Here is a 21,919-nt window from a genome sequence, read left to right on the forward strand (position 1 = left end):
TTCCCTCAGGGGTACTTACTCCATCGCGAATAAATCCATTTTTTGCTGAGTCACACAGGATGCAATCGCATCACCCACTTCATAGGTCTTGGCAGTTCCACCGACATCAGGCGTTTTCGGGCCATGCACCAACACATGCTCAATCGCCTGCATAATTTCCTGCCCTGCCTGAATCACCTGCTCATCTCCATCTGCCAAGAAATCCAGCATCATGGCACCTGACCAGATCGCCGCGATCGGATTGGCAATTTGCTGTCCGTAAATATCAGGTGCTGAACCATGCACAGGTTCAAACAATGACGGGAATTTACGCTCAGGGTTGAGGTTGGCCGAAGCCGCCAAACCAATGGTACCGGTACATGCAGGGCCTAAATCCGACAAAATATCACCAAATAAATTCGATGCCACCACCACATCAAAACGCTCAGGCTGTAGAACAAAACGTGCCGCTAAAATATCGACATGCTGTTTATCTGCCTTGATTTGCGGATAGTGTTTTGCCATTTCATCGACACGTTCATCCCAGTACGGCATGCTGACTGCAATGCCATTGGATTTGGTTGCAGCCGTGATTTTCTTAGCCTCACGCTGATCGGCAAATTCAAACGCATATTTTAAAATGCGATCAACGCCATGACGGGTAAACACGGCTTCCTGCAGGACAAACTCACGTTCAGTGCCTTCAAAGGCTTTACCACCAATCGCTGAATATTCACCTTCACTGTTTTCACGCACCACATAAAAATCGATATCGCCTGGTTGTTTGCCAGCCAGTGGACATTTCACCCCAGGCATTAACCGAACCGGACGTAAATTCACATACTGATCAAAACGGCGGCGGAACTGCAGCAATGATCCCCACAGTGAAATGTGATCTGGCACCTTTTCAGGCCAACCCACCGCACCAAAGAAAATTGCATCATATTGCTGTAAGACTTCAAACCAGTTATCCGGCATCATTTTGCCGTGTTCAAGGTAATAATCACAGCTGGCCCAATCGAAGCTATCCATTTGAAGTTGAATGCCATATTTGTCTGCTGCTGCCTTTACAACCTTGATGCCTTCTGGTAGAACTTCTAAACCAATCCCATCACCCGCAATCGTGGCAACTTTATACTTTTTTGCCATAACGCTCCCTTACACCTTTGATTAATATCCTTAGCTGTAAACATGCTGTTTTCGGCAGCAATGATCAATAAGAAAACTATCACCCCAATGGACACGGATCGTGAATAATCTACCTAACCTATCGGATTTAAAGGTTTTTTGCACAGTCGCCAAACGCAAGAGTTTTGTCGATTCAGCTGAGGAGCTGGGTGCTTCACCTGCATTTATCAGCAAACGCATCAACATTTTAGAAACCAACCTGAACTGTAAACTGTTTCATCGCAGTACCCGCCATGTCAGTTTGACCGAAGATGGCAAACTGATTCTGGATCGGGTCTCCAATATTCTGGATGAATTTGATGAAATCAGTGAGCTGGTGAATAACCCTTTAAGCACGCCCACAGGTCATCTCGACATTGTCAGCAGCTTCGGTTTTGGCCGTAAACATGTTGCGCCTATATTGTCTAAATTGATGACCATGTACCCTAAACTGGAAATTCAGTTTGATACCATCGACAACACCAAAGATCTGATACAACACAGCATTGATCTGGATATTCGCATCGGCAATGAGATTGCCCCGAATATGATTGCCAAAAAACTGATGTCGAATTTCCGAATTTTTTGTGCTGCACCCAGCTATTTGCTACAACAAGGTATGCCTGAAAGTCTGGAAGATTTACGCAACCACGATTGCCTGACCATCAGTGAACGTGATCAATCCTCGGTATTATGGAAATTGCGTCATCTCTCGGAAGATCGGTCGGTACATGTCACACCGCGCTTCATTTCCAATAATGGCGAGATTATTCACCAGTTGGCGATTGAGGGACATGGCATTATCTTACGTTCGATTTGGGATGTGGCGGATGAATTGATTAGCGGTCAGTTACAGCATATCTTGCCTGAATACTGGCAAGACGCCGATGTATGGGCGGTCTATCCTTCACGTTTAAAAAGCTCATCTAAATTACAGACCTGTATCCTGTTTATTCAAAATGAACTGATCAACCGTTTACAGCATATCCAGAACCTAAGCCGTGGTCAGTTGATCCAACCGATTGAACCGATCAATCCAAATACAGAGAAAGTATTTCTATAATCGCGCTAAGCTGCCTGCTTTCTTTTTTCAACCACATCATGCACATTAGTAAGATCATGAATTAACAGGCAGCTTATGAGCACGGCAATATTTGGCCTTATTTTACTTGCAGCGACATGTCATGCCACATGGAATGCCATTGTAAAAGCGGGTACAAATAAGTTTTTAACCACGGTATTGGTCACCGCATCAGCAGCAGTTTTGGCAGCGCTTCTGCTGCCCTTTTTCCCGATTCCACATCGCGAGAGCTGGCCTTATATTTTGGCTTCAACGGCAATACAAATTCTGTATTTTGGCATGGTGGCTAAAATCTATCGTGTTGCCGATATGGGGCTAACCTATCCGTTAATGCGTGGCACAGCGCCGCTGATTGTGGCCGTTTTAGGCACTTTGTTATTGCATGAACAACTGCAATTTAATGCATGGCTAGGCATCATCACTATTTCTGTCGGCATTTTATCGATGATTCTGGCTGCGCCCAAAACGGGACGCAAAGGCATTGGTCTGGCCTTAGTCAATGCCGTCCTGATTGCGGGCTATACCTTGCTAGATGGTCATGGCGTTCGCCTTGCAGGATCAGCCATTGCCTATATCCTATGGAGTTTCGTGCTCTCAGGACTGATCTTTTTTATGTTTGCCCTGAAAATGCAATATCGACAGATGGGTGCGTATTTTCGCCATAATTGGCATTTAGGTTTAATCGGTGGGATCGGTTCATTTTTCTCTTATGGTTTGGCACTGTGGGCGATGACGCTTGCACCCGTTGCGATTGTTGCCGCACTACGAGAAACCTCGATTTTATTTGCCACGCTGATTTCGATCTTTATTCTAAAAGAACGCATCAATGCGGTACGGATTATCTCCTCATGCATCATTTTAATTGGTGCTTTGATCTTAAGAACCGCCTAAAGCAAAAAAGCCAGTCTATCGCAAACAGACTGGCTCATTTTCAAAGCTGAATTTAGAAGTAATAACCCAACGATAAATAGAACAATTTATTCCATTGATTGCTCTCACCTTGCGCCAATCCATCTGCGCCACTGCCCGTCATTGGGTCATTTCGACTCCAGATATATTCCCCCTGTATGCCGACTTTTTTATAGTTAAAATATAGACCTGCGATTAAGCGATCCGAATCTTGATAGCCTGATTCATCTTTATAAAAACGGCTATACGAGACATAGGGTTTAATATTTTCTAACTGCTGGAAAGGCTTGGCAAAGGTATAGTTAATTTCATTGGCCATATATTTACCTTTGTTGGCCACCTGATAGGGATAATCAAATGCACCAATGGTCGAACTTTTCGGTAAAAGATCATCTGCATTTTTAATGTTCTGCTCTCCTGCCAAGAACAACCACTGCCATGCCTGATAATTGGTGGTACTAAAAATGCTCCATGTACTACGATGCCCATCTTTATTGGTTCGGTTATTTTCCAATTCCGAATACCAGTAAGAGCCACCAATTTCCGTGGAGAAATTCTGAGATTGATCTAGCTCAAACTTTCTAGATAAACGCGTCACCCACATATTCTTTTCATCAATATCGGTACCTTGAGTCAGATCATCTGCTCGGACAAAGTTACCACTATAGCGACTGGAATCCTTTGAGGTACCTTTGTAGTTCCCGCCATCAGTTGGGTAAAAACCGAGAATGAAGTTATACAGATTGTCCTTAAACTGGTACTTCACCCCAAGATTTTGGATATCTTCCAGTCCAACGGTATTGAGTAAAGTTTCATAATAGCTATTGCCCCACAGTCGTCCAAAGCCAAAATCAACCGATTGAAAACCGACTGTCACGCGCTGCTGATCTGAAAACTTATAGCCTGCCCAAGCATCTTTTAAAAACAGTGCATCACATAAGCGGTCATACTGGTAGCAACGTACATCCATCGATGCAATCCAGTCTGGGTTTTCATAACTCAAGACCGCCTTGATATCGGCTAGTCGCCAGTCATCATTTTTGGAGCCTTCATTGGCTTCGACAATATAGTCTTTATGGATATAGCGGGTACGGATTGCACCTGTCAGTTTCAGTTCACCCGCTTGGGTTTTCGGGTCACCGATACTGATATCGGCGGCCCAGACTGGCGTATTTGCCAATACACTCATTGAGCCTAAGAAAAGCAGTGCTTTTTTCATTGTTGTACGTCCTTGTTTAACCTCATAAGAAAATGAAGAAATTCACGCTGACAAACAATGCTTAAACTATAAAGTCGGTCTTTACGGAATGTGTTTAATGGAGACGCTTTAAGACACAAAAAACTTGTAATATAATTTTTCCATTCTTTACATTGATAAGAAATGAAAAAATGTTAACTTAATAACAAATTCCATTATTTCTTTTTCTGTAGATTTTCCAACCCACCAACCTCTTCTTCATCATAAACTTTCCATTCCCCATCTGGTTGATCTACTGCAATTTGTATACTTCCATCATTCTTTAAAATTCTAATATTTTCTTTATTCACTTTAGTAGTGAGCTTATCTAATTTTTCTTGAGCAATATCTAAGCCAAGCTCTTTGGCCAAATAAAAATAGGCATAAGCAAGATTAATATCTTGTTCCACTCCATTACCATTTTCATAAATAACACCTAAATTAAATGCAGCTCTCGAATCATTTCCATCTAAAGCCCGTTTATACCAAACAATGGCATCAGGAATAGACTTATCAACACCTATACCTCTTTGAAATGCAGCCGCTACATTAAATTGAGATGGAATAGAGCCTTGTTGAGCAGCTTTTAGTGAATATTCAAAAAATTTATCTTGATTTACTGAACCATTCCAACCATTACTATAACAATTAGCCAGATTTGATTGCGCAGGGTAATATCCCAAATCAGCAGATTTTTTATAATACTCACAGGCTTTTTTATAATCTTGACGAAAGTAAAAGCCATTAAAATACATAAACCCTATGGAATTAATTGCTTCAGGTATATTTTTTTTCATTGCACTTTCATAGTATTCGTATGCTTTCTTATAATCCTGTTTTACACCATTACCATGAGCATACAGGCTACCCATATTGTTTTCAGCCAGCCCATTATTATTATCTATAGCCTTATTATACCAATATATTGCTTTTTTACATCCTTCTCTTGGTTAAAATATCCATTTTCAAAAACCACCCCTACTAAATTTTGTGCAACAGGATCATTATTTTCAGCCTTAACCAATAAAGCATTAAAATATTTTATTTTTTCATTATTGTCTTTACTTGTTACAACGTTATCAATTTTAGACAAATCTAGGTTAACACCTTGGCTTTCCCCACTAACTTTATTAGCTTGTACATCACAACCTGTTAAGCTCACTAATAAAATTGATAAAAAAACAAAAATATCTCATTTATTAATCCATAAAGAAAAAACCATAAACTAAGAATATAGACCCAAGAACAAAACCTAAATACAAGGAGGAAAGATTGATTAATAGCCATTTTTTATGTTTTTCTTCAAACACCTTCACATTCTCTCTATATGTATTTGGAATAATTGGTATTGGTTTATTTTTTTCATCATTTACAGATGGAAAGTGTAACTTTGCAGAAAAAGTTTTATAATTTGAGTAATATATTAAAAACCAATAAGCAACCACAACCAAATCTCCTCCAACTCTAGAAAAATCTTCTCCTCCTCTCTCTCCAAAGAAAAAAACCAAAAAATCTCTCTTATTTTTTTTAATATAAATCTTATTATAAATATATGTGAACAACAACAAGAAAATACCAAAAGGAATAATTAAAAAAACACAAACAAGAAATATATCATCAGTAACTATAATATCTCTAATTCTAATATTTTTTAAATCTTCAAACATAACTTATATTCCTAATTACATACACCTGTAATATTTCTTGCAACAGTTGTACCTACATAATTACCAGCAAAACCTAGACCAACTCCACCAATTACGGCACCGATACCTGCCCCGATAACTCCACCTATACCGATAGATGTCCCCCCTGTTACAGGTGCTAATATCAAGCCAATCTCTGCTCCCGCCAACGCACCGAGCTTTGCACCACCAGCAGCACCTAGCCCTCCCATTAAGATTCCTCCTCCTATATTTGCTGTCTCTACTGTCGCTACTTTAATCGTATAGGCTGTATCCCCTGTCTGTGATGCTCCATAAACCTTCACTGCAGACTCTGCGATATAAAAATACAACACTAATTTCATACCAAGTTTAAGGCTTATAGTTGCCCGTCCAATCGTCTCCATCATTTTAACATTGAGCTTTAACCCCCCCATGAAATCTGGGGCTTTTACACCGGATGTATCTCTTACAACATTTTTTAGTGTTTTTGCAAACTCTTTATTATCTTGTAGTCTAACAAAATTACCTGCAATCGTTTGTTCAATACGTTGATACAAATGATAATTTTTTCTTTTGAAATCAGCATCATGCTTTGGATTACTAAGTTTGGTCTTTCTTTGTGCTTCAGTATTATAAGCTCTTTGAAGGGCCGTTATATCATTATTTAATTTAGCTAATAGTTCTTGATTCAACCGTTGCAGCTTATGATCATCCATTTTTTGTTTAGTTTGATCTGAATAAATAGCCGCAGCATTAGCAGATTCAACTTTTTTATTCAAGGAAATATCACCACAATAGCTTTCTTTATGTCCTTCCACCGTTTTAAGATACTCAACTCTAGCAATCTGAACTTGCTGTGCTAAGGCTATATAATCCATTAAAAGTTCAAAATTATTTGCAAAGAATTTTGGGTCAAATCCATTCTGCCTACATAAAAACTGAAATATTCTTTCAGCCTCTAATGCTAACTTTTTATACTCTGTTAATTCAGGTGAACTCTTTTTATTTGTAATAAGAATAATCTGACCAGGTTTGATTTTTTTACTAAAATTTAAGTCCTGTAAATCGCTAAGGTGAGCATTGGCATGCCTAAAAATATCTCGCTCAGTATGATTTGGTACTTTTTTATAGATTTCTCTTAATAACTCATCAAAAGTTTGCTCTTTCTTTATCAGCTTCCATCCTACTTCCGCATCTTGTGTAATTTTCACCTCTTTTACGTGATTTGGACTCTCAGAGTTTTGTGCTGTCGTAGATTTAATACGTGTTTGGTCATATGCAATTTTTGCATCTTTCTTATAGTGCCGAAGAATATAACCACCCATCCAAATATCATTTAAATAAATATCAACTTGTACCTTCTCTTGATCATCCAATACTTCTATGACATTTGTCTTTGCCGACTTCATAAATGATAACTTTTGAGAAACTGAGTTCCTCTTTTTATCTGGAGATTTAATTGTAACCCTATATCGATACCGTAAAATTGTTAAATGTTTTGGTACCTCACTAACGAATAGCTGTGCAATATGAGGCTGACTATATTTTGCCATTTTATTCTGTCTCCTCATCATGACTAAAATCAGTCACTGTCATCTTATTTAAAATTTGCAATGTATAACTCTCGGGACGATTTGAATAAATTTTTTTTGTTTTACCTGAGGCATCTGTTTTACCGTAATGCATTTGCCCCGAATCGCTGACTAAAACATAATCAGTAAATGCTAAAATTTCATTCGTCTCTTTATCCCTTGCATCAAAAGCGATGTTATATCCACCTAATTTAGGCATCATTGGAAGAAAAGCAGAAACTTTCGCCCCACCCATAAACAAATGCTGCCCTGCCTTTACCTCAAACTTGCCACCTGTGGTTGGGAAGATACCCGAACCATTCAGCTTAATCTGAGAACCACCAGCAGTAATCACAATCTCTTTCGGACTGCTGATCTCAATACGGTCTTCAGTCGAAATAATCTGGATCCCTTGCTTGGCAAGCAAATCCATGCCATCCGATTGGGCATGGGCCTCAAACTTCCCTTTTGCAGCAACCTGCTTGATCCCACCTTGGGCTGCAAACACACTGATTCTGTTTTGGGCATGCGTAATTAGATTTTTCTGTGTACTTAAATTAATACTATCACCTGCAAACTGGTTGATCTGCCCATCCGCAGATAAATGAATATCTTCATTGCTACTTAAACCAATACCCGCAGGTGAATTCAGCAATAATAGTGATTTTTTAAATTGCGCAATTTTCTCTTGAATCTGTTCAGCGAATTCTTTCAGTTGATCAACGGATTCAATCTCATCGGTCTGCTGGTTCTTAGCCACTTCACTTAAGGCTTTGGCATTGTTTTGATTACCCTCAAGCTGCTGTTTAGCAACTTGGGCATCTAGATGTTCGCCTTGCGCCTGATCCTGTTTATGCGTGGAAAGTAGTAAACCCTCGCATGCTCGCACGGCACCCCATTGATCGGTACGCAGTTCAAAACCTTCACCGCGGTCTTCACTTTCCGCTGTGGCTTTCGGATGGCTCAGTTTACCCAAGTTGAGTTGGCTGGCAGCATGACTACTTTGCAGTTGCGCGCTGATCTGTCCGGTGGTGTCATCAAAGCGTAACTGGTTAAAGCCTTCGCCCTGATATTCTTTCGATTTGATCCCTGCCAGTTTCTTGGTGTCTGGCAGCTTACCTGCATTGTCGAACTTCGTTGGGCTACGATGCGCTTCGTGAATCCGTCCTACTACAAATGGACGGTCAATATTGCCATCAAAGAAGTCAATCACCACGATTTCGTCTATACGCGGCAGAAAGCGTGCACCATAACCTTCACCAGCCCAAGGGGTCAGGACATCGACCCAAGCTGAATCGGTGTCGTTGTCATTAGCACCTGCACCACCATCGTGGCTATGATCTTCATTGCGAGTAAACAGGAAACGAACTTTAATTCGCCCCCATTCATCCACATGGATTTCTTCTCCACTTGGTCCGACCACTTTGGCACGTTGTGGTGAAGCAATTGGACGGTGTTGTAATGGATTATATTCGGGTACGGTTTTGATGCTACGACGTTGCAGGGTGAGCTGGTTGGCTTGGCGTTCGTCACTCTCTTTTATTTGCCAATTGCTTTGTGCTAATAATTGATTGATCTGTTGATGTAGATCTTTAGGCAAATTATTTTGGTTATAGAAGTTTTTGCCTGTAATCAGGAATTCTTTGTCTGCACCATCGTGTTGATCAATTTCAGGATGTTCGGCAAGTTCAAACCAGTAACCGACATGGGTGTCGCGCACGGTGGTATTGGCGGTAAATTGTTTGGATTGCAGATCATAGTATTGACCCAAGTTCTGATTTAGTTTTTCGATCTGTGCATTGCCCGATTGGGTAGCACCATCTTCACCATTGAGGTCTTGCATCCATGCCGGTGAAAAATGCCATGCCTGTTCTAGACCAAGACTGGCATTGTCATGTTGATCACTGTGTTTGTGAGTGCTTTGCACACTGCCTGCACCATCTTCCTGTTCTAAGGCATCGGCTTGCCAGCGTTGTACATGCACGCTACTGGGCTGTAATGAACGTTGTCCAACTAGGCTGGTCATACTGTCATATTGTTCAGTGGCACTGCTACGGTGATAACGGATCTGTCGACGCTCTAACGCTTGGTACTGGCTATTGTCATCAATCAAACGAAGTTTTTGCGGCTGAATCGCGGCACTGCTGAGAGGAACTGTGCGCTCGGCTTCATCAATCAACCAGTTAATCCCTTCACTTCTCATCAAGCGGGTGAGGAAGTCATAGTCGCTTTCATTAGACTGCATAATGAATGGGCGGACATCATAGTCTTGACTCAGTCCACTTAAGTCAAGCGTTAGGCTCGATGCAAATAAAGGGCTTTTGCTCTGCCATTCTTTAAAGACAACTTCTACCACATCGCGCACGCTCTTGTTCATAAACACGCGGCTGTTACGGCGTTGTTTCCACAGTGCAGTTGGGTCTTCGAGTGTCAGTTTATATAAAGTTAAGCTACCGTCTGATTGTCCTTGTAAGGCTTGGGTGATAATGCCTGTGACACGGGTCAACTGGCCTTGATCAGTCACGCTATCTATCGCAGCTTGGCTGCCAATAAATTGCTTTAGTGGAATGGTGGCATTGGTCGATAGGCAAATCAGTTCTGCCTTAAATCCATCATTGAGTTGATGCTGACCATCAATACGTTGCAGAAAAACCTGCGAATTTAAATTTTGATTAGAAAATTGAATATGAATCGCACGTTTTTGTGCTGTAAGGCCCAAACTATCCAAGGCCTGAAATATATTAGCCAACATTATTTATAGAACATTTCATTAAATTTTGCATATTTTACTCAAAAAAACGATTCAATGTCTATACAGCCCTGTCTACGTGACAATAAATGTCATACTTTATTTGATTTTTCGGATTATCTTGTGAACTTAATGATTATTACGTTTTAAGACAGGTCTCTTTTCTGCTCGGCAAGACATTTACTTTTATTTTTCTACCCCAATCACCTTCGCATAATGTACCGGATCAAGCCTGATCATAAGCATTGCCACGACAAGCACCATACTCAAATGCCAAATCCAGCCTGATGCATAAGTCCCAGTCATACCATACAATACGGCAACTAACCACGGTGCAATTGCTGCAAGCAGAAAACCACCACCTTGCATCAAGGCTGAAAGCTGCCCCGCATGCGCAGGATCAGGTAAATGGTCTAGAACTACAATCATCAATAAAGCAAAACAGCCACCCAATCCCATACCTACGGTTATCGCCCAAACATAAGGAAAAGTATCTGGTACAAAAGCCAATCCAGCAAAACCAATCAATTGTAAGATCAGGGTGAAAGCAATCCAAACGCGACGATCTTTGTTCTTACGCGATAAATACGGTAGAACCAATGCGGCACTTGCCTGACTCAGCGTCAGCACAGCCATCAAATTTCCACTAGCAGTAGCAGTCCAACCATGCGCTTGAAATGCAGGTGCAAGCCACGCAACAATCGAACTATAGCCCCCATTAATTAAGCCAAAACAACAAATGAGCAACCAAGTTCGTGGTTGTTTTAACAGCACACTTACGGCAGGGATTTTTCTAGATTGATGTGAGGTTTTTGTCAAAAAACAACTAGCAAAGACGATGGCAAGTAATGCTGGAACAGCAAAAATGGACAGACCCATGTTCCAACTTTCACTGCTATTCGAAACAACAGGTGCAATAACAGCACCGAGCGCCCCACCACCCATCAGCATGGCTGAGTACAGCCCCATCATTGGGCTAAGGTGATCTCGAAACTCTCTTTTAATCAAACTTGGAAAAACCGCTTGAACAACAGCCACACCAAAACCGACGATGGCGGCGGTAAATATTAAAGTCCATCCATTTACGACAAGAAAACGCAATGCACAGCCCAAGCAAATCATTGCCAAAGCACTGAGAATGGCACGACGCTCACCAACAGCATTGAGTATGATAGGACCAACAAAAGCGATTAGTCCCATCAGCAACATTGGCACCAGCGTTAAAAGTGCAATGCCTTGTAAACTCAGACCAGTTGTTGTCCGAATCTGATTGGCAACAGGCCCTACACTGGTCATAAATGGTCGAAGATTTAATCCAACCAAGGCAACCGTTGTCACCAAAAATATTCGGTTATTTTGCATATTCGTCTTTTCCCATCACACCGCTTAGGTCGTGGATTTCCAGTAAACATATAAATCTGGTTTTTCTTCTATTCGGACTGGAATATAGCGAATATTCATCGACTGCTCTGCAAAGGGTTTAGCAAGATCAGCATAAATCGCTGCTGTTGATAACCCAAACGGTTCACCATCTTCATTCGAATGAGCATAGCTCACCGCCTGAATCCCAGCTAAACGCATTGCAGCCATACACATCGGACAAGGATGCCCACTGGCAAATACGGCACAGCCTTCAAGATTGGCTGTACCCAAACGTTGGCTTGCAGCACGTATTGCCAGTAACTCGGCATGTGCTGTCGGGTCATTGCTTTTTAAAATCTCATTCACACCTGTGGCAATAACGGCTCCATCTTTCACAACTACCGCAGCAAAAGGACGGCCTCCTTGCTGGCAATTTTGATAGGCCAATTCAATGGCCTGACGGAGAAAATCTGTTGTTTGTTCCATCTTAATGCTCCATAAATTTTGGTTTCGCACCTGCGGCTAATAATGCTTTCTCAATATGTGTATAGCCACGAGCATGTGCATGTTCAAGCGGCGTTATGCCATCACCATCAGCAATATTGACATTGGCTCCCGCTGCAATCAGCAAATCGACAATCTGTTGATATGGTTGAGTGCCATTACCTAAAATGATCGCTTCCAATAAAGCCGTCCACCCTAGGTTATTGATGTGATCAACATTGATACCCGCTGCAATCAGCGTACGTACAGTATCCACATGCCCTCGTTCAGCTGCTGGAATCAACGCTGTACCACCATAGCGGTTGGTACTTTTTAAATCTGCACCATGCTGCAAAGTCATATTCAATATTTTTAAATAGCCACGCGCGCCAGCATAAAGATAAGGACTATCTTGAATGCGATCTTTGGCATTGACATCCGCCCCTGCATCTATCAGAAATTGTGCTGCATGAACATTGTTTGCACGTGTTGCGATCATTAAAGCGGTTGAGCCTGAAGCATCACGCGCATCAATCTGAATATTTTTAGCGAGTAATTGTTGAATATGAGCCACATCATTGCGCGCAGCAGCAGTATGTAAGGCATCTTCTTGCATAGGATCTCCCGAAGTTGCATGACTACATGCCGTCACCGCTAGTGTAAATACAGCTGACATTAATGATTTGTGCATATACAAGCTCCAAGGATTTACCTAGACAAGTGGATTAAATGAACAATTGCGCCTAGGATAATCAGATTCATTGATATTTAAAAATTAAATTAATTAATCGAATGTATTAAGATTATGAATAGTTGAATCATTCAAATCGCCCCCGTGTGTGCAAAGGTTGCTGTCTATGTTCGATCCACGCTTACTCCGAGCCTTCGTCACTATTTTCGAAGCTGGTAGCTTTACCTTAGCTGCTGAACGCTTGCATATGACTCAATCCACGGTCAGTCAACAACTGGCCAGATTGGAAGAGTCCGTGGGCAAACAATTGATTGATCGAAATGCACGGCCCTTACAACTCACAAGCTCAGGTGAATATTTAATTAGTTATGCACGGCGGATTCTAGCTTTACAACAAGAGGCTGAAAATATTCTAGGCGATCCAGCAGGTACCATTCCGATTCGAATCGGCTTGCCAGAAGATATAATGAATACCGACATGGCTTTGGCGTTGAGCGCATTTAGTAAGGAAAATCGTACTGTCAGACTGGATGTGACAGCAGGATTAAGCCGTGATCTCATGGAACGCTATCGCAGCGGACAGTTTGATATTGTGGTTGTCAAAGAAATGGCTGCAAGCTCTGATCACCATGCAACATTTCCAGAAGAAATTGCATGGTTTGAAAGCATCGATCACAGCAAACAATGGACTGACCCAATCCCATTGGTGACCTTCCCACAAGGTGGACTCTACCGTGAGGAAATGTTCGAACGTATTGAGCGCGAACGCAAACATTGGTATATCGCTTTTACCAGTAACAGCTTGGCAAGTGTACTGGTTGGCGTTGAAACAGGTCTAGGTTTATCACTCTTGCCTGTAGCAACAACAAAAGGACATCGGGTTCGTGAATACCTTCCTTTGGGCAAGGCACCCAGCATGACTGTTTCAATCTATGCATGGGACAAAGATGGTCTCATCTCAAAATTACTGCAACGTATGACCGCTGTACTTCAACAGCGTTTTGACCAATCAAAAAATGAATAACAACAGCGGATAAACCATCAATTAAACGCAAATTAAACAGCGAATAACTGTCTTTAAATGCCAAGCAATATGCTTGATGTGCCAAAAGCTGCTGTCATGGCACAAGAAGTTAAATCCTATCCTCTACTGTCAAGACTGTGCCAATAGCGCTGATTACTATCGATTGAAATAGACATCTTTGATAAGTAGGTCAGCATGGCAAAACAGACAGAGAAACGATATCGCCAATATTGTCGTAATAACCTGATTTTTAATGTGATTGATTCTGGTCCCATGGATGGAAATCCCGTTATTCTTTTACATGGTTTTCCAGAAACTGCACAAAGTTGGCAGGCAACCAGTGAAATCCTCAATCAGCATAACTTCCGCACCTTTGCCATTGAACAACGTGGTTATAGCTTAACCGCTGCTCCAAAAGGTCGTTTCCAATATTCGATTGATGAATTGGTTGCCGATGTCAAAGCTTTCATTGATTTGTTAGGAAAGCCTGTATACGTCATCGGTCATGACTGGGGTTCGATCGTTGCTTGTGAATTAGCGCTGCAATATCCAGAATTGGTAAAGCATCTGACTTTAGTTTCTGTGCCACATACAGGTGCATTTTTAAAGTCAATGCTCAGCAGTACACAAATCTTCACCTCATATTATATCGGCTTTTTCCAACTGCCTTTTATTCCTGAACTACTCTTTAAACGAGCGAAATCGCTCAGTCATTTGTTGTTAAAAAATTCTGGCATGAGTGCCGAGCAAATCATCGACTTCAACCAACATTTTATTCAGGAAAACCGTATTGGCACAGCCATTAATTGGTATCGAAGTATGCCTTTGGCACCGATTCGTTCAAGCTTTAAAAAAGTAAAAGTACCTACCCTGTTTGTGTGGGGAAATAAAGATATCGCCATCGGTAAAAAAAGTGCCGAACTGAATAAACAGTTTTTTACTGGCCAATATCAAGAAGTCCATATGAATGCAACACATTGGATTCCTGCTCAAAATGCCGAGCAACTCAGCCATTATTTTATGAATGCCGTGAACTAAGGAGAAGTGTTATGCATCCCCAACAACGACTCGAAAATCATTATCTGCAACAACGTCGCGTGCAATTCGATTTCAGTAATACGCCAGAGCATTGGATCTATGACAATCCTTTTGCTACCCATTTAATTAATGCTGTTCATCTTATTTTGCCCGTAGGTGAACTGTGGATGTGCCGCTCTTTTAATGAAGCACTTCCCTACGTCAAAGATGAAAAATTACGTGCCGATGTAAAAGGTTTTGTGCATCAGGAAGCGCATCACGCCTCTGCGCACAAGGTAGCCCAAGAATATTTACGCCATTATGACTATGACATCGATGGGTTTCTTATATCTTTAGATAACATCTTTAAGCAAATCAATACTGCGCCTTTGGGCTTAAGCCTTTCCAGCTCCCTAGAGTATCGTTGGCTCACCATTCGCGTTGGTATCGCCGCGGCAGTTGAACATTTCACAACGATGTTAGGCACATGGTGTCTCGATGATCAACCATGGCAAAATAAAACTGCTGATGAAATGATGTCTGACTTAATGACATGGCATTTGGCAGAAGAAGTTGAGCATCGAAGTGTGGCTTTCGATTTATATATGCATCTATGTGGCGAAAACAACAAAGCCTTTGCCTACTTACAACGCCAAACGATTATGCTGGCCGTTGCTCCTCTATTCACCTTTGCCATTTATCATTGCTTTAAGAAGCTGGCACAACAAGATCAGCGCGCAGATCCGTATAAAAACTACGGACTGATTCGGGCGTTAAGACATACAGCCATTGAACATGCGCGCAGTAAACAAGTGCCGAGTTTTTTCGCGATGATTTCTAGCTTAAGACACTGGGTTAAACCGAACTATCACCCTTATCATGAGGGAGATACCAACAAAGCATTACAGGTGTTAAATCATTCTCCTGCGGTACAAGCCTTAACTAAACTCCGCGCCTGTTAATGTCTTGAATCTGAAACTTTCCTCTTTTTAGGCACTTATTCAGTGCCTTTTTTTCGGCTAAGCAATGTAAAAAGGCCTTATCTCAATATAAGGCCTTCCAATATCATCTACTTGTGAAGGTATAACAATCACTATCAAATTCAACCATATCCTTTTCCATGTATTGCATGGTCCATGGATAATTGGCAACGTTCACTTGCTTGCTATCTAGATAATAACTCGCGCATCCACCTTGATTAAATACAGTGCCATTCAGTTTATTTTGCAACTTCTGATTAAAATGCCCCTCTGCGAATGCACTGATTTCAAAACTACCCAATTGATTATTCTGCACAAAGCGAATTGCTTTAATCGCATAGTCAATTTGATTTTCTGCCGCTGTAATTAATGAGTTATAGCTAATACTATTGGGCCCAAGTAACATAAATGCATTCGGTAAGTCTTTAACTACACAGCCCTTAAAAGCTTGTACTGTATTTTTTTGCCAAACATCATCCAATAAATCTCCGCTTTTAGTAATGATCCGTTTGGCAATCGGTGGTTTTGCCACTTCGAAACCTGTTCCCCAAACAATGATATCGACTTGAACTTCTTGACCATCAACCAGAATCCCATTCGGTGTAATTTCCTTTACGCCTTGATCAATCATCTCCACATTGTTTGCAGCCAGTGCTGGATAATAAGTATTTGAAAATAAAATCCGTTTACATCCCAAAGTAAATTTTGGTCTGACTTTCTCGCGTAAAACAGGGTCCTGAATCTGATAATGCATCCAGTGAATCAAGCCCTTGCCTAAGACCTCCAAGGTTTGCGGTTGATTGACACTTGAACTAAACATATCCATGGAAACACTGGTCAATTTACGGATGGAATTCAGGGTAAATGGTACTTTTTGCTGTACATTTTTGGAGGTATTGTTAATGACCATATTGGGCTTTGGAATTACCCATGGTGCCGTTCGTTGAAACACATACAGTTGCTTCACAATGGGTTGAATCGCCGGAATAATCTGTATTGCAGATGCACCTGTACCAATCACGGCAACACGCTTGTTACTCAGATCAACTGAATGATCCCACTGTGCAGAATGGAAAATATGTCCTTGAAAATGATCTAAACCAATCACATCAGGTGTGGTGGGTTCACTTAGAGGACCTGTGGCAAAAAAGATAAATTTTGCCTTATATGTTCCGTTGCTGGTTTCAATCAGCCAAGCTTGTTGCTGCTGTGACCAAGCAGCTTGACGTAGCTCGGTATTGAATAAAATATGCTGATCCATGTTAAAGCGTCTTGCGACATCTTTAATATACTGCTGTATCTCTTTCTGTTTTGCGAAAATATGACTCCAATTCGGATTCGGTGCAAATGAGTAAGAATAAATAGAAGATGGTACATCACACTCGCAACCTGGATAGGTATTCTCTCGCCAAACACCACCCACCTCATTTGATTTCTCAATAATAATAAAATTATTCATTTTTTCTTTCTGAAGCTTTACTCCTGCTGCAATGCCTGAAAACCCTGCACCAATAATCACAACATCCAGAGCATAATCATCCACAACAGTAACTTGATTTAAATCTGACATTTCCCACTCCAAACTGATAAAACCTTGTCAGTAGAATCGTTCAATCCTTTTTTAAATGGATTAAAAGACATATCTATGGAAAATAATGAGATTCAGCTATAAAGGCTTGACCGTGGATGCCATCTTGAAATAACCAAAGTCAAATGAAAGAGTTATGATGAAATTATGGCTTATTTTATTGATTCTTAATAAGAGATTTTGAGATCAAAGCGCATGATTCTGTCCTTTGATGATACAAAAATTTTAAATTGCATCGGCTAAGATAAAAACGTAAATCAACAACGTGATCGCTGCGATGATTTATCTGTAATTGGGTTAAAGGATTTGACTTCGAAACGAGCAGAACAATTATGACTGAAATTCCAAGTATTCCATCGGTTCTGTTAGAACTCATCGACAAGTATCTACAGCAACACAATATTTCGAATAATCAACTCAATGAACTCACCCAACAGTATGCCAATCAATCGAGAATGCCCTTACATAAATGGTGGAGTCTGCTTGAACACATCTATCAGCAACATCCAACGCCTGTGTTAGGACATTATATTGGTGAACTCTCAGAACCTCATCATATCCATATATTAGGTTACTTGGCATTATCCAGTCCGAACCTGATCAGCTTTCTGAATTGTTTTAAGAATTTCCAACCACTGTTGCAAAACTCGGCTTCATTTTCGATTGTGCAAAAAGAAGATCGCTTTTGTATGTGCTGGACGCCTGTGGTACATAAAAACTCTCAACTTTCGAATGAAGTGCTGCTTTCAGGCGTATTGAGTACCATCCGTAAGATCTTGCAGCGACCTGAGATTTGCCCTTTAGAAATCGAATTTTCTGCTCCTGCACCTGTTGATATCGCACCCTATGCAGCAGTGTATGGCTGCTCCGTCAGTTTCGATTCAGATGTATTAAGATTATGGCTACCACTTGAAATCCTGCATCTGCCCATTCCAAGTCGTGATCCGCATCTTAAAAAACTATTAGATCAGCAGGCAGAAGCACTGCTCAAGAGCATTCCCAATCCTGATACTTTCTTAAAAGATTTACAGCTACTCATCGTTAGTATGCTCAAGATTGGTGAACCCTCTGCTGAGAATATTGCCAAACAGATGAATCTGTCGCTAAGAAGCTTTTATCGCAAGCTGACTAGCTATAATTTGCAATACAGCGATCTGGTTAAAAGCATTCGTGTAGAACTAGCAAAAAGCTATTTGGTCAAATCAGAGCTGTCTCTCACTGAAATTGCACTGCTACTCGGTTATGCCGAACAGAGTGCTTTTAGCCGTGCCTTTAAACAATGGGAACACCTGACTCCATCAGAATATCGAAAAAGCCATCTCAGCTAAAAACTTCTCAAAAGCAAAAAGAGTGAATCATGGGCATGACTCACTCCTTCTAAAAAAGTACCAATTGGAAATTTAGAAACTAAATCCAATATTTAAATTGATGCGGTAAAGCCATTGGTCACTATACGGCGAAACGGTTGAGGTATAACCTGTGGCATTGGAAGCCCCACCAATAATATTGGAGTTTTTACCCCAGGTATAATCAGCCCACACCATAAATGGGGAAGCAATAAACATCATCCCTGTGGTATTCATTTGTGAAGCCGACCAGTCATCACGTTTCTTGTCCATATAGCTATAGTCATTATAGAAACGGATGGCTTTGAGTTTACCCATGTCCTGTACAGGCAAGGTATAAGCAAGGTTTAAACTGGCAACGGTGGCTTCCGAAGCAATGAAATAGGCAGGGGTAAAGCCATTATTGCCCATCAAAGTCACATCATTGCTGACCCCATCTGGGTTTTTGGCATCATATTGATAATGAATCACAGAACTTTGTAAATTAAAGCGTTTGTAATTATTATCGGTATGTAGACCGACCGCATAATATTGGCCGTTCTTATCAGTGCTTTTATTATGCAATTGCGCAATAGCACCCGACACACCAAATTCTTGCTTACCAAAATCTGTTTCTAATTTACGTACGATGCGCGTGTTAAATTGATGACGCTTTTCATTTTGATAGGCTTTTTGGGTTGGAAACGCATTATCGGCCAAATCATCATAGGTGGCACTTTCAGGTGAGTAGCGCAGACTGGTATCCAGCATTTGCGGATAATAGCCCAGTTTGATATCCCAATCCTTGTTATTAAAATTCCAGTTCAAACCTGGTGCAATGTTATTGCCATAGCCGAGGAAGAATGGAATATGATAGGTCCAGCCATTCTGTGGATATGGATAGATTGCAAAAGGTTTATAGACAAAACCTGCTTCGATACTATTATTTTGATCAAGGTTATAGCCGACATAAGCTTTCTCAATCGAGCGTTTCTCTTGATCCTGAAACAGATAACTGGCATTAAAATAAGCGTCGTCAAACTTGCCTTTTAAATCCACCCGAAAAATATCAAAATACAGTTTTCCAAAACCGCCATTGGGTCCTTCCCAATTTTCATAACGTTGGTTGAGTCGCACCACGCCACCCAATTTTACCGAATCCGTTCCATCTTCACTTTTCCATTCTAGGGCTGAGCTTTGCGCAAAAACATGGGATGTGGTACCCAAATAAAATGCAGCAAATAGCATTGCTATAGAGGTCTTTTTCATCTCTTGATTCCTTGGTTTTTGTTCCAACGATCCTGTTGGTTAGCTTTTTTGTTTTACCTATGAAACATAGTTTTTATCGTTTTATGAGCAAAAAAATTTGCCCATAAAACGGTCTTCACATCAGCACGGACTGCCAATGCTCAGCGGGGTTAGTACAATTTTTTCTGTGGTGGCCCTGCAAAGTTCAATGGACCAATTGAATGCATATCCAGCTCAATCACGCTTGGCCCTTGGAATGCAACAGCTTCCTGAATCACGCTCTTGAATTCATCAGCACTGCCCACTTTCCAGCTCTTCACACCCATTGCTTCGCCTAAAACTTTATAGTCTGGGGTATGCAATTCATTGAAATACTGGCGACCACCGAAGTAATTCTTTTGGATACCACGCATCACGCCATAACCACCATCATTCATGATCATCAACACCATATTGGTATTTTCTTGCGCCATGGTTGCAATTTCGCCGATGCCTAACATCAAACCGCCATCACCGACCAAGCCAATCACTTTCTTATCAGGGTTGGCAATCGAAGCACCAATCGCGGTCGCCAGCCCCAAACCAATGGCCCCTGCTAAAGAATGAATATTCTGGTTTGGTGCCTGTACCGGGAATAAACGACTGCCCCAGGTACTGCCTGACATGGTGATGTCACGTACGAAAATACCGTCTTGTGGTAATGCAGCACGTAAGTGATCACAGATTAAAGCGTACTGATCTAACTGCGTACGTAGCGCATCGATTGCCGCCTGTTTTGCCTTCACCATCGCGGCATCATAATCCGCATCGACTTTTGAAATACCTTGCAAGCTAGTCAATACACGTTGCAATACATCTTTAGCGTCACCACAGATGAAGTTACGCACTTTGTAATTACGCTGTTGTGCCACAGGATTGGCATCAATCTGGATAATATTGTCAGGGAATTGCACTGAATAGGTTTTGGTTTCATTACTACGTAAACGAGAACCCACCACTACCAATAGATCAGCGTCTTTAAGCAATTGCTCAACACCAGCCGAGTTATGGAATGCACCTAGGCTACGCGGATGATCATCGGCCAATACGCCACGCGCATGTGTTGATGACACCACAGGAATACCAAGATCAGCGATGGCTTTGACTTCCGCAACGCTATTCAACGTACCGCCACCGATCCAAAACACTGGACGTTTGGCTTTTTTCAGTTCTTCAACGATTAAATCGACTTCGACCTGTTCAGCCTGTGGTAATTCAAGGGCTTTTACTGGGCCCAAGTTCAGCGGCAAATCGATTTCTGCTGCTTGTACATCAATCGGTAACTCAACACTGACTGGCCCCATTGGTACTGTCGTAGCTACACGAATCGCTTCACGGATCACACCCACCGCATTGTCAGGGCTGGTGATACGAAATGCAGCTTTGCTCGATGCACGTAAGAAGGTCAGTTGATCTTTGGTTTCATGAATAAAACTGGCATCACGATCCAAATATTCACGTTCCACCTGCCCAGTTAAATGTAACACTGGGCTGCCTGCATTCATCGCTTCAATCAGTGAGCCCACTGCATTACCTGCACCCGCGCCCGTACTGGTGAGCGCCACACCGAGTCCTTTAAAACGCGAGTGACCATCTGCCATCGTGACTGCGCCTGCTTCACCGCGTGCCGCCACAAAACGGATTTTTTCACGGCGACCAACTGCATCGGCAATCGGTAAGTTATGGATCGAGATCACTCCATAAATACTGTCTACTTGGTGTGCTTCTAAAACACGGGCGATGGCTTCGCCGACATTTACACGTTCTGTCATTTGTATATTCCTCAAAAACTGTTCATTCCA

19 protein-coding genes are annotated in these 21,919 nt (G+C 41.5%); 6 read left to right on the plus strand and 13 right to left on the minus strand.

Translation table 11 applies throughout. The features are described 5' to 3' along the window. Positions 1-15: 15 nt before the first annotated feature. Positions 16-1,128: a tartrate dehydrogenase gene (locus tag GBI66_RS10980; protein ID WP_151716107.1), complete on the minus strand. Its 1,113-nt coding sequence runs from the start codon at positions 1,126-1,128 to the stop codon at positions 16-18. 100 nt (positions 1,129-1,228) lie between these two features. Here GBI66_RS10980 and GBI66_RS10985 point away from each other — a divergent pair, with 100 nt between their 5' ends. Next, on the plus strand, positions 1,229-2,209 hold the full coding sequence (locus GBI66_RS10985; protein WP_151716108.1) for a LysR family transcriptional regulator: 981 nt from the start codon (positions 1,229-1,231) through the stop codon (positions 2,207-2,209). A gap of 75 nt (positions 2,210-2,284) precedes the next feature. Next, positions 2,285-3,118, plus strand: coding sequence for a DMT family transporter (locus GBI66_RS10990; protein WP_151716109.1), 834 nt, complete (start codon positions 2,285-2,287; stop codon positions 3,116-3,118). Between the two features lie 52 nt (positions 3,119-3,170). Here the strand turns inward: GBI66_RS10990 and GBI66_RS10995 are convergent, their stop codons facing one another. The 9 genes from GBI66_RS10995 to GBI66_RS11030 all read right to left on the minus strand — a co-directional run bounded on the left by GBI66_RS10995 (position 3,171) and on the right by GBI66_RS11030 (position 12,896). After that, a complete protein-coding gene (locus GBI66_RS10995; RefSeq protein WP_151716110.1) occupies positions 3,171-4,355 on the minus strand; it encodes a porin in 1,185 nt (394 codons plus the stop codon). 194 nt (positions 4,356-4,549) lie between these two features. Further along, on the minus strand, positions 4,550-5,245 hold the full coding sequence (locus GBI66_RS11000; RefSeq protein ID WP_308464062.1) for a tetratricopeptide repeat protein: 696 nt from the start codon (positions 5,243-5,245) through the stop codon (positions 4,550-4,552). 29 nt (positions 5,246-5,274) lie between these two features. Continuing rightward, positions 5,275-5,535: a hypothetical protein gene (locus GBI66_RS19840; protein ID WP_308464063.1), complete on the minus strand. Its 261-nt coding sequence runs from the start codon at positions 5,533-5,535 to the stop codon at positions 5,275-5,277. 37 nt (positions 5,536-5,572) lie between these two features. Further along, the gene (locus GBI66_RS11005; protein ID WP_151716111.1) at positions 5,573-6,040 is read right to left on the minus strand and encodes a hypothetical protein; all 468 of its coding nucleotides are present in this window, start codon (positions 6,038-6,040) and stop codon (positions 5,573-5,575) included. An 11-nt stretch (positions 6,041-6,051) separates the two neighbouring features. Next, a complete protein-coding gene (locus tag GBI66_RS11010; protein WP_151716112.1) occupies positions 6,052-7,593 on the minus strand; it encodes a hypothetical protein in 1,542 nt (513 codons plus the stop codon). A 1-nt stretch (position 7,594) separates the two neighbouring features. After that, positions 7,595-10,363 carry a type VI secretion system Vgr family protein gene (locus GBI66_RS11015; protein ID WP_151716113.1) on the minus strand — a complete coding sequence of 923 codons (2,769 nt, stop codon included), beginning with the start codon at positions 10,361-10,363 and terminating at the stop codon, positions 7,595-7,597. A 183-nt stretch (positions 10,364-10,546) separates the two neighbouring features. After that, positions 10,547-11,722, minus strand: a complete 1,176-nt coding sequence (locus tag GBI66_RS11020) for a cyanate transporter (RefSeq protein WP_151716114.1) — start codon at positions 11,720-11,722, stop codon at positions 10,547-10,549. Positions 11,723-11,746: 24 nt separating this feature from the next. Continuing rightward, positions 11,747-12,208, minus strand: coding sequence for a nucleoside deaminase (locus GBI66_RS11025; RefSeq protein ID WP_151716115.1), 462 nt, complete (start codon positions 12,206-12,208; stop codon positions 11,747-11,749). Position 12,209: 1 nt separating this feature from the next. Continuing rightward, complete coding sequence (locus tag GBI66_RS11030; RefSeq protein WP_151716116.1) at positions 12,210-12,896, minus strand: ankyrin repeat domain-containing protein; 687 nt, start codon at positions 12,894-12,896, stop codon at positions 12,210-12,212. 166 nt (positions 12,897-13,062) lie between these two features. On the opposite strand from GBI66_RS11030, the gene GBI66_RS11035 reads away from it, so the two are divergent. From GBI66_RS11035 to GBI66_RS11045, 3 genes are all read left to right on the plus strand, one after another. Then, a complete protein-coding gene (locus GBI66_RS11035; RefSeq protein ID WP_151716117.1) occupies positions 13,063-13,920 on the plus strand; it encodes a LysR family transcriptional regulator in 858 nt (285 codons plus the stop codon). Between the two features lie 195 nt (positions 13,921-14,115). Next, positions 14,116-14,958, plus strand: a complete 843-nt coding sequence (locus GBI66_RS11040; protein WP_005213105.1) for an alpha/beta fold hydrolase — start codon at positions 14,116-14,118, stop codon at positions 14,956-14,958. Between the two features lie 11 nt (positions 14,959-14,969). Next, the gene (locus tag GBI66_RS11045) at positions 14,970-15,899 is read left to right on the plus strand and encodes a metal-dependent hydrolase (protein ID WP_151716118.1); all 930 of its coding nucleotides are present in this window, start codon (positions 14,970-14,972) and stop codon (positions 15,897-15,899) included. A 103-nt stretch (positions 15,900-16,002) separates the two neighbouring features. On the opposite strand, the gene GBI66_RS11050 is transcribed toward GBI66_RS11045, so the two are convergent. Beyond that, positions 16,003-17,487 (minus strand): NAD(P)/FAD-dependent oxidoreductase, encoded by a 1,485-nt coding sequence (locus GBI66_RS11050; RefSeq protein WP_151716119.1) that lies wholly within the window; start codon positions 17,485-17,487, stop codon positions 16,003-16,005. A gap of 350 nt (positions 17,488-17,837) precedes the next feature. On the opposite strand from GBI66_RS11050, the gene GBI66_RS11055 reads away from it, so the two are divergent. After that, entirely contained in the window at positions 17,838-18,833 is a 996-nt protein-coding gene (locus GBI66_RS11055; protein WP_151716120.1) for an AraC family transcriptional regulator, read from the plus strand. A gap of 72 nt (positions 18,834-18,905) precedes the next feature. Here the strand turns inward: GBI66_RS11055 and GBI66_RS11060 are convergent, their stop codons facing one another. Beyond that, positions 18,906-20,099, minus strand: a complete 1,194-nt coding sequence (locus GBI66_RS11060; RefSeq protein ID WP_151716121.1) for a hypothetical protein — start codon at positions 20,097-20,099, stop codon at positions 18,906-18,908. 149 nt (positions 20,100-20,248) lie between these two features. Continuing rightward, positions 20,249-21,889, minus strand: a complete 1,641-nt coding sequence (locus tag GBI66_RS11065; protein WP_151716122.1) for a thiamine pyrophosphate-binding protein — start codon at positions 21,887-21,889, stop codon at positions 20,249-20,251. Positions 21,890-21,919: the final 30 nt, after the last annotated feature.

This window comes from Acinetobacter sp. TUM15071, assembly GCF_008980925.1.
Taxonomy (GTDB): Bacteria; Pseudomonadota; Gammaproteobacteria; order Pseudomonadales; family Moraxellaceae; genus Acinetobacter; species Acinetobacter dispersus.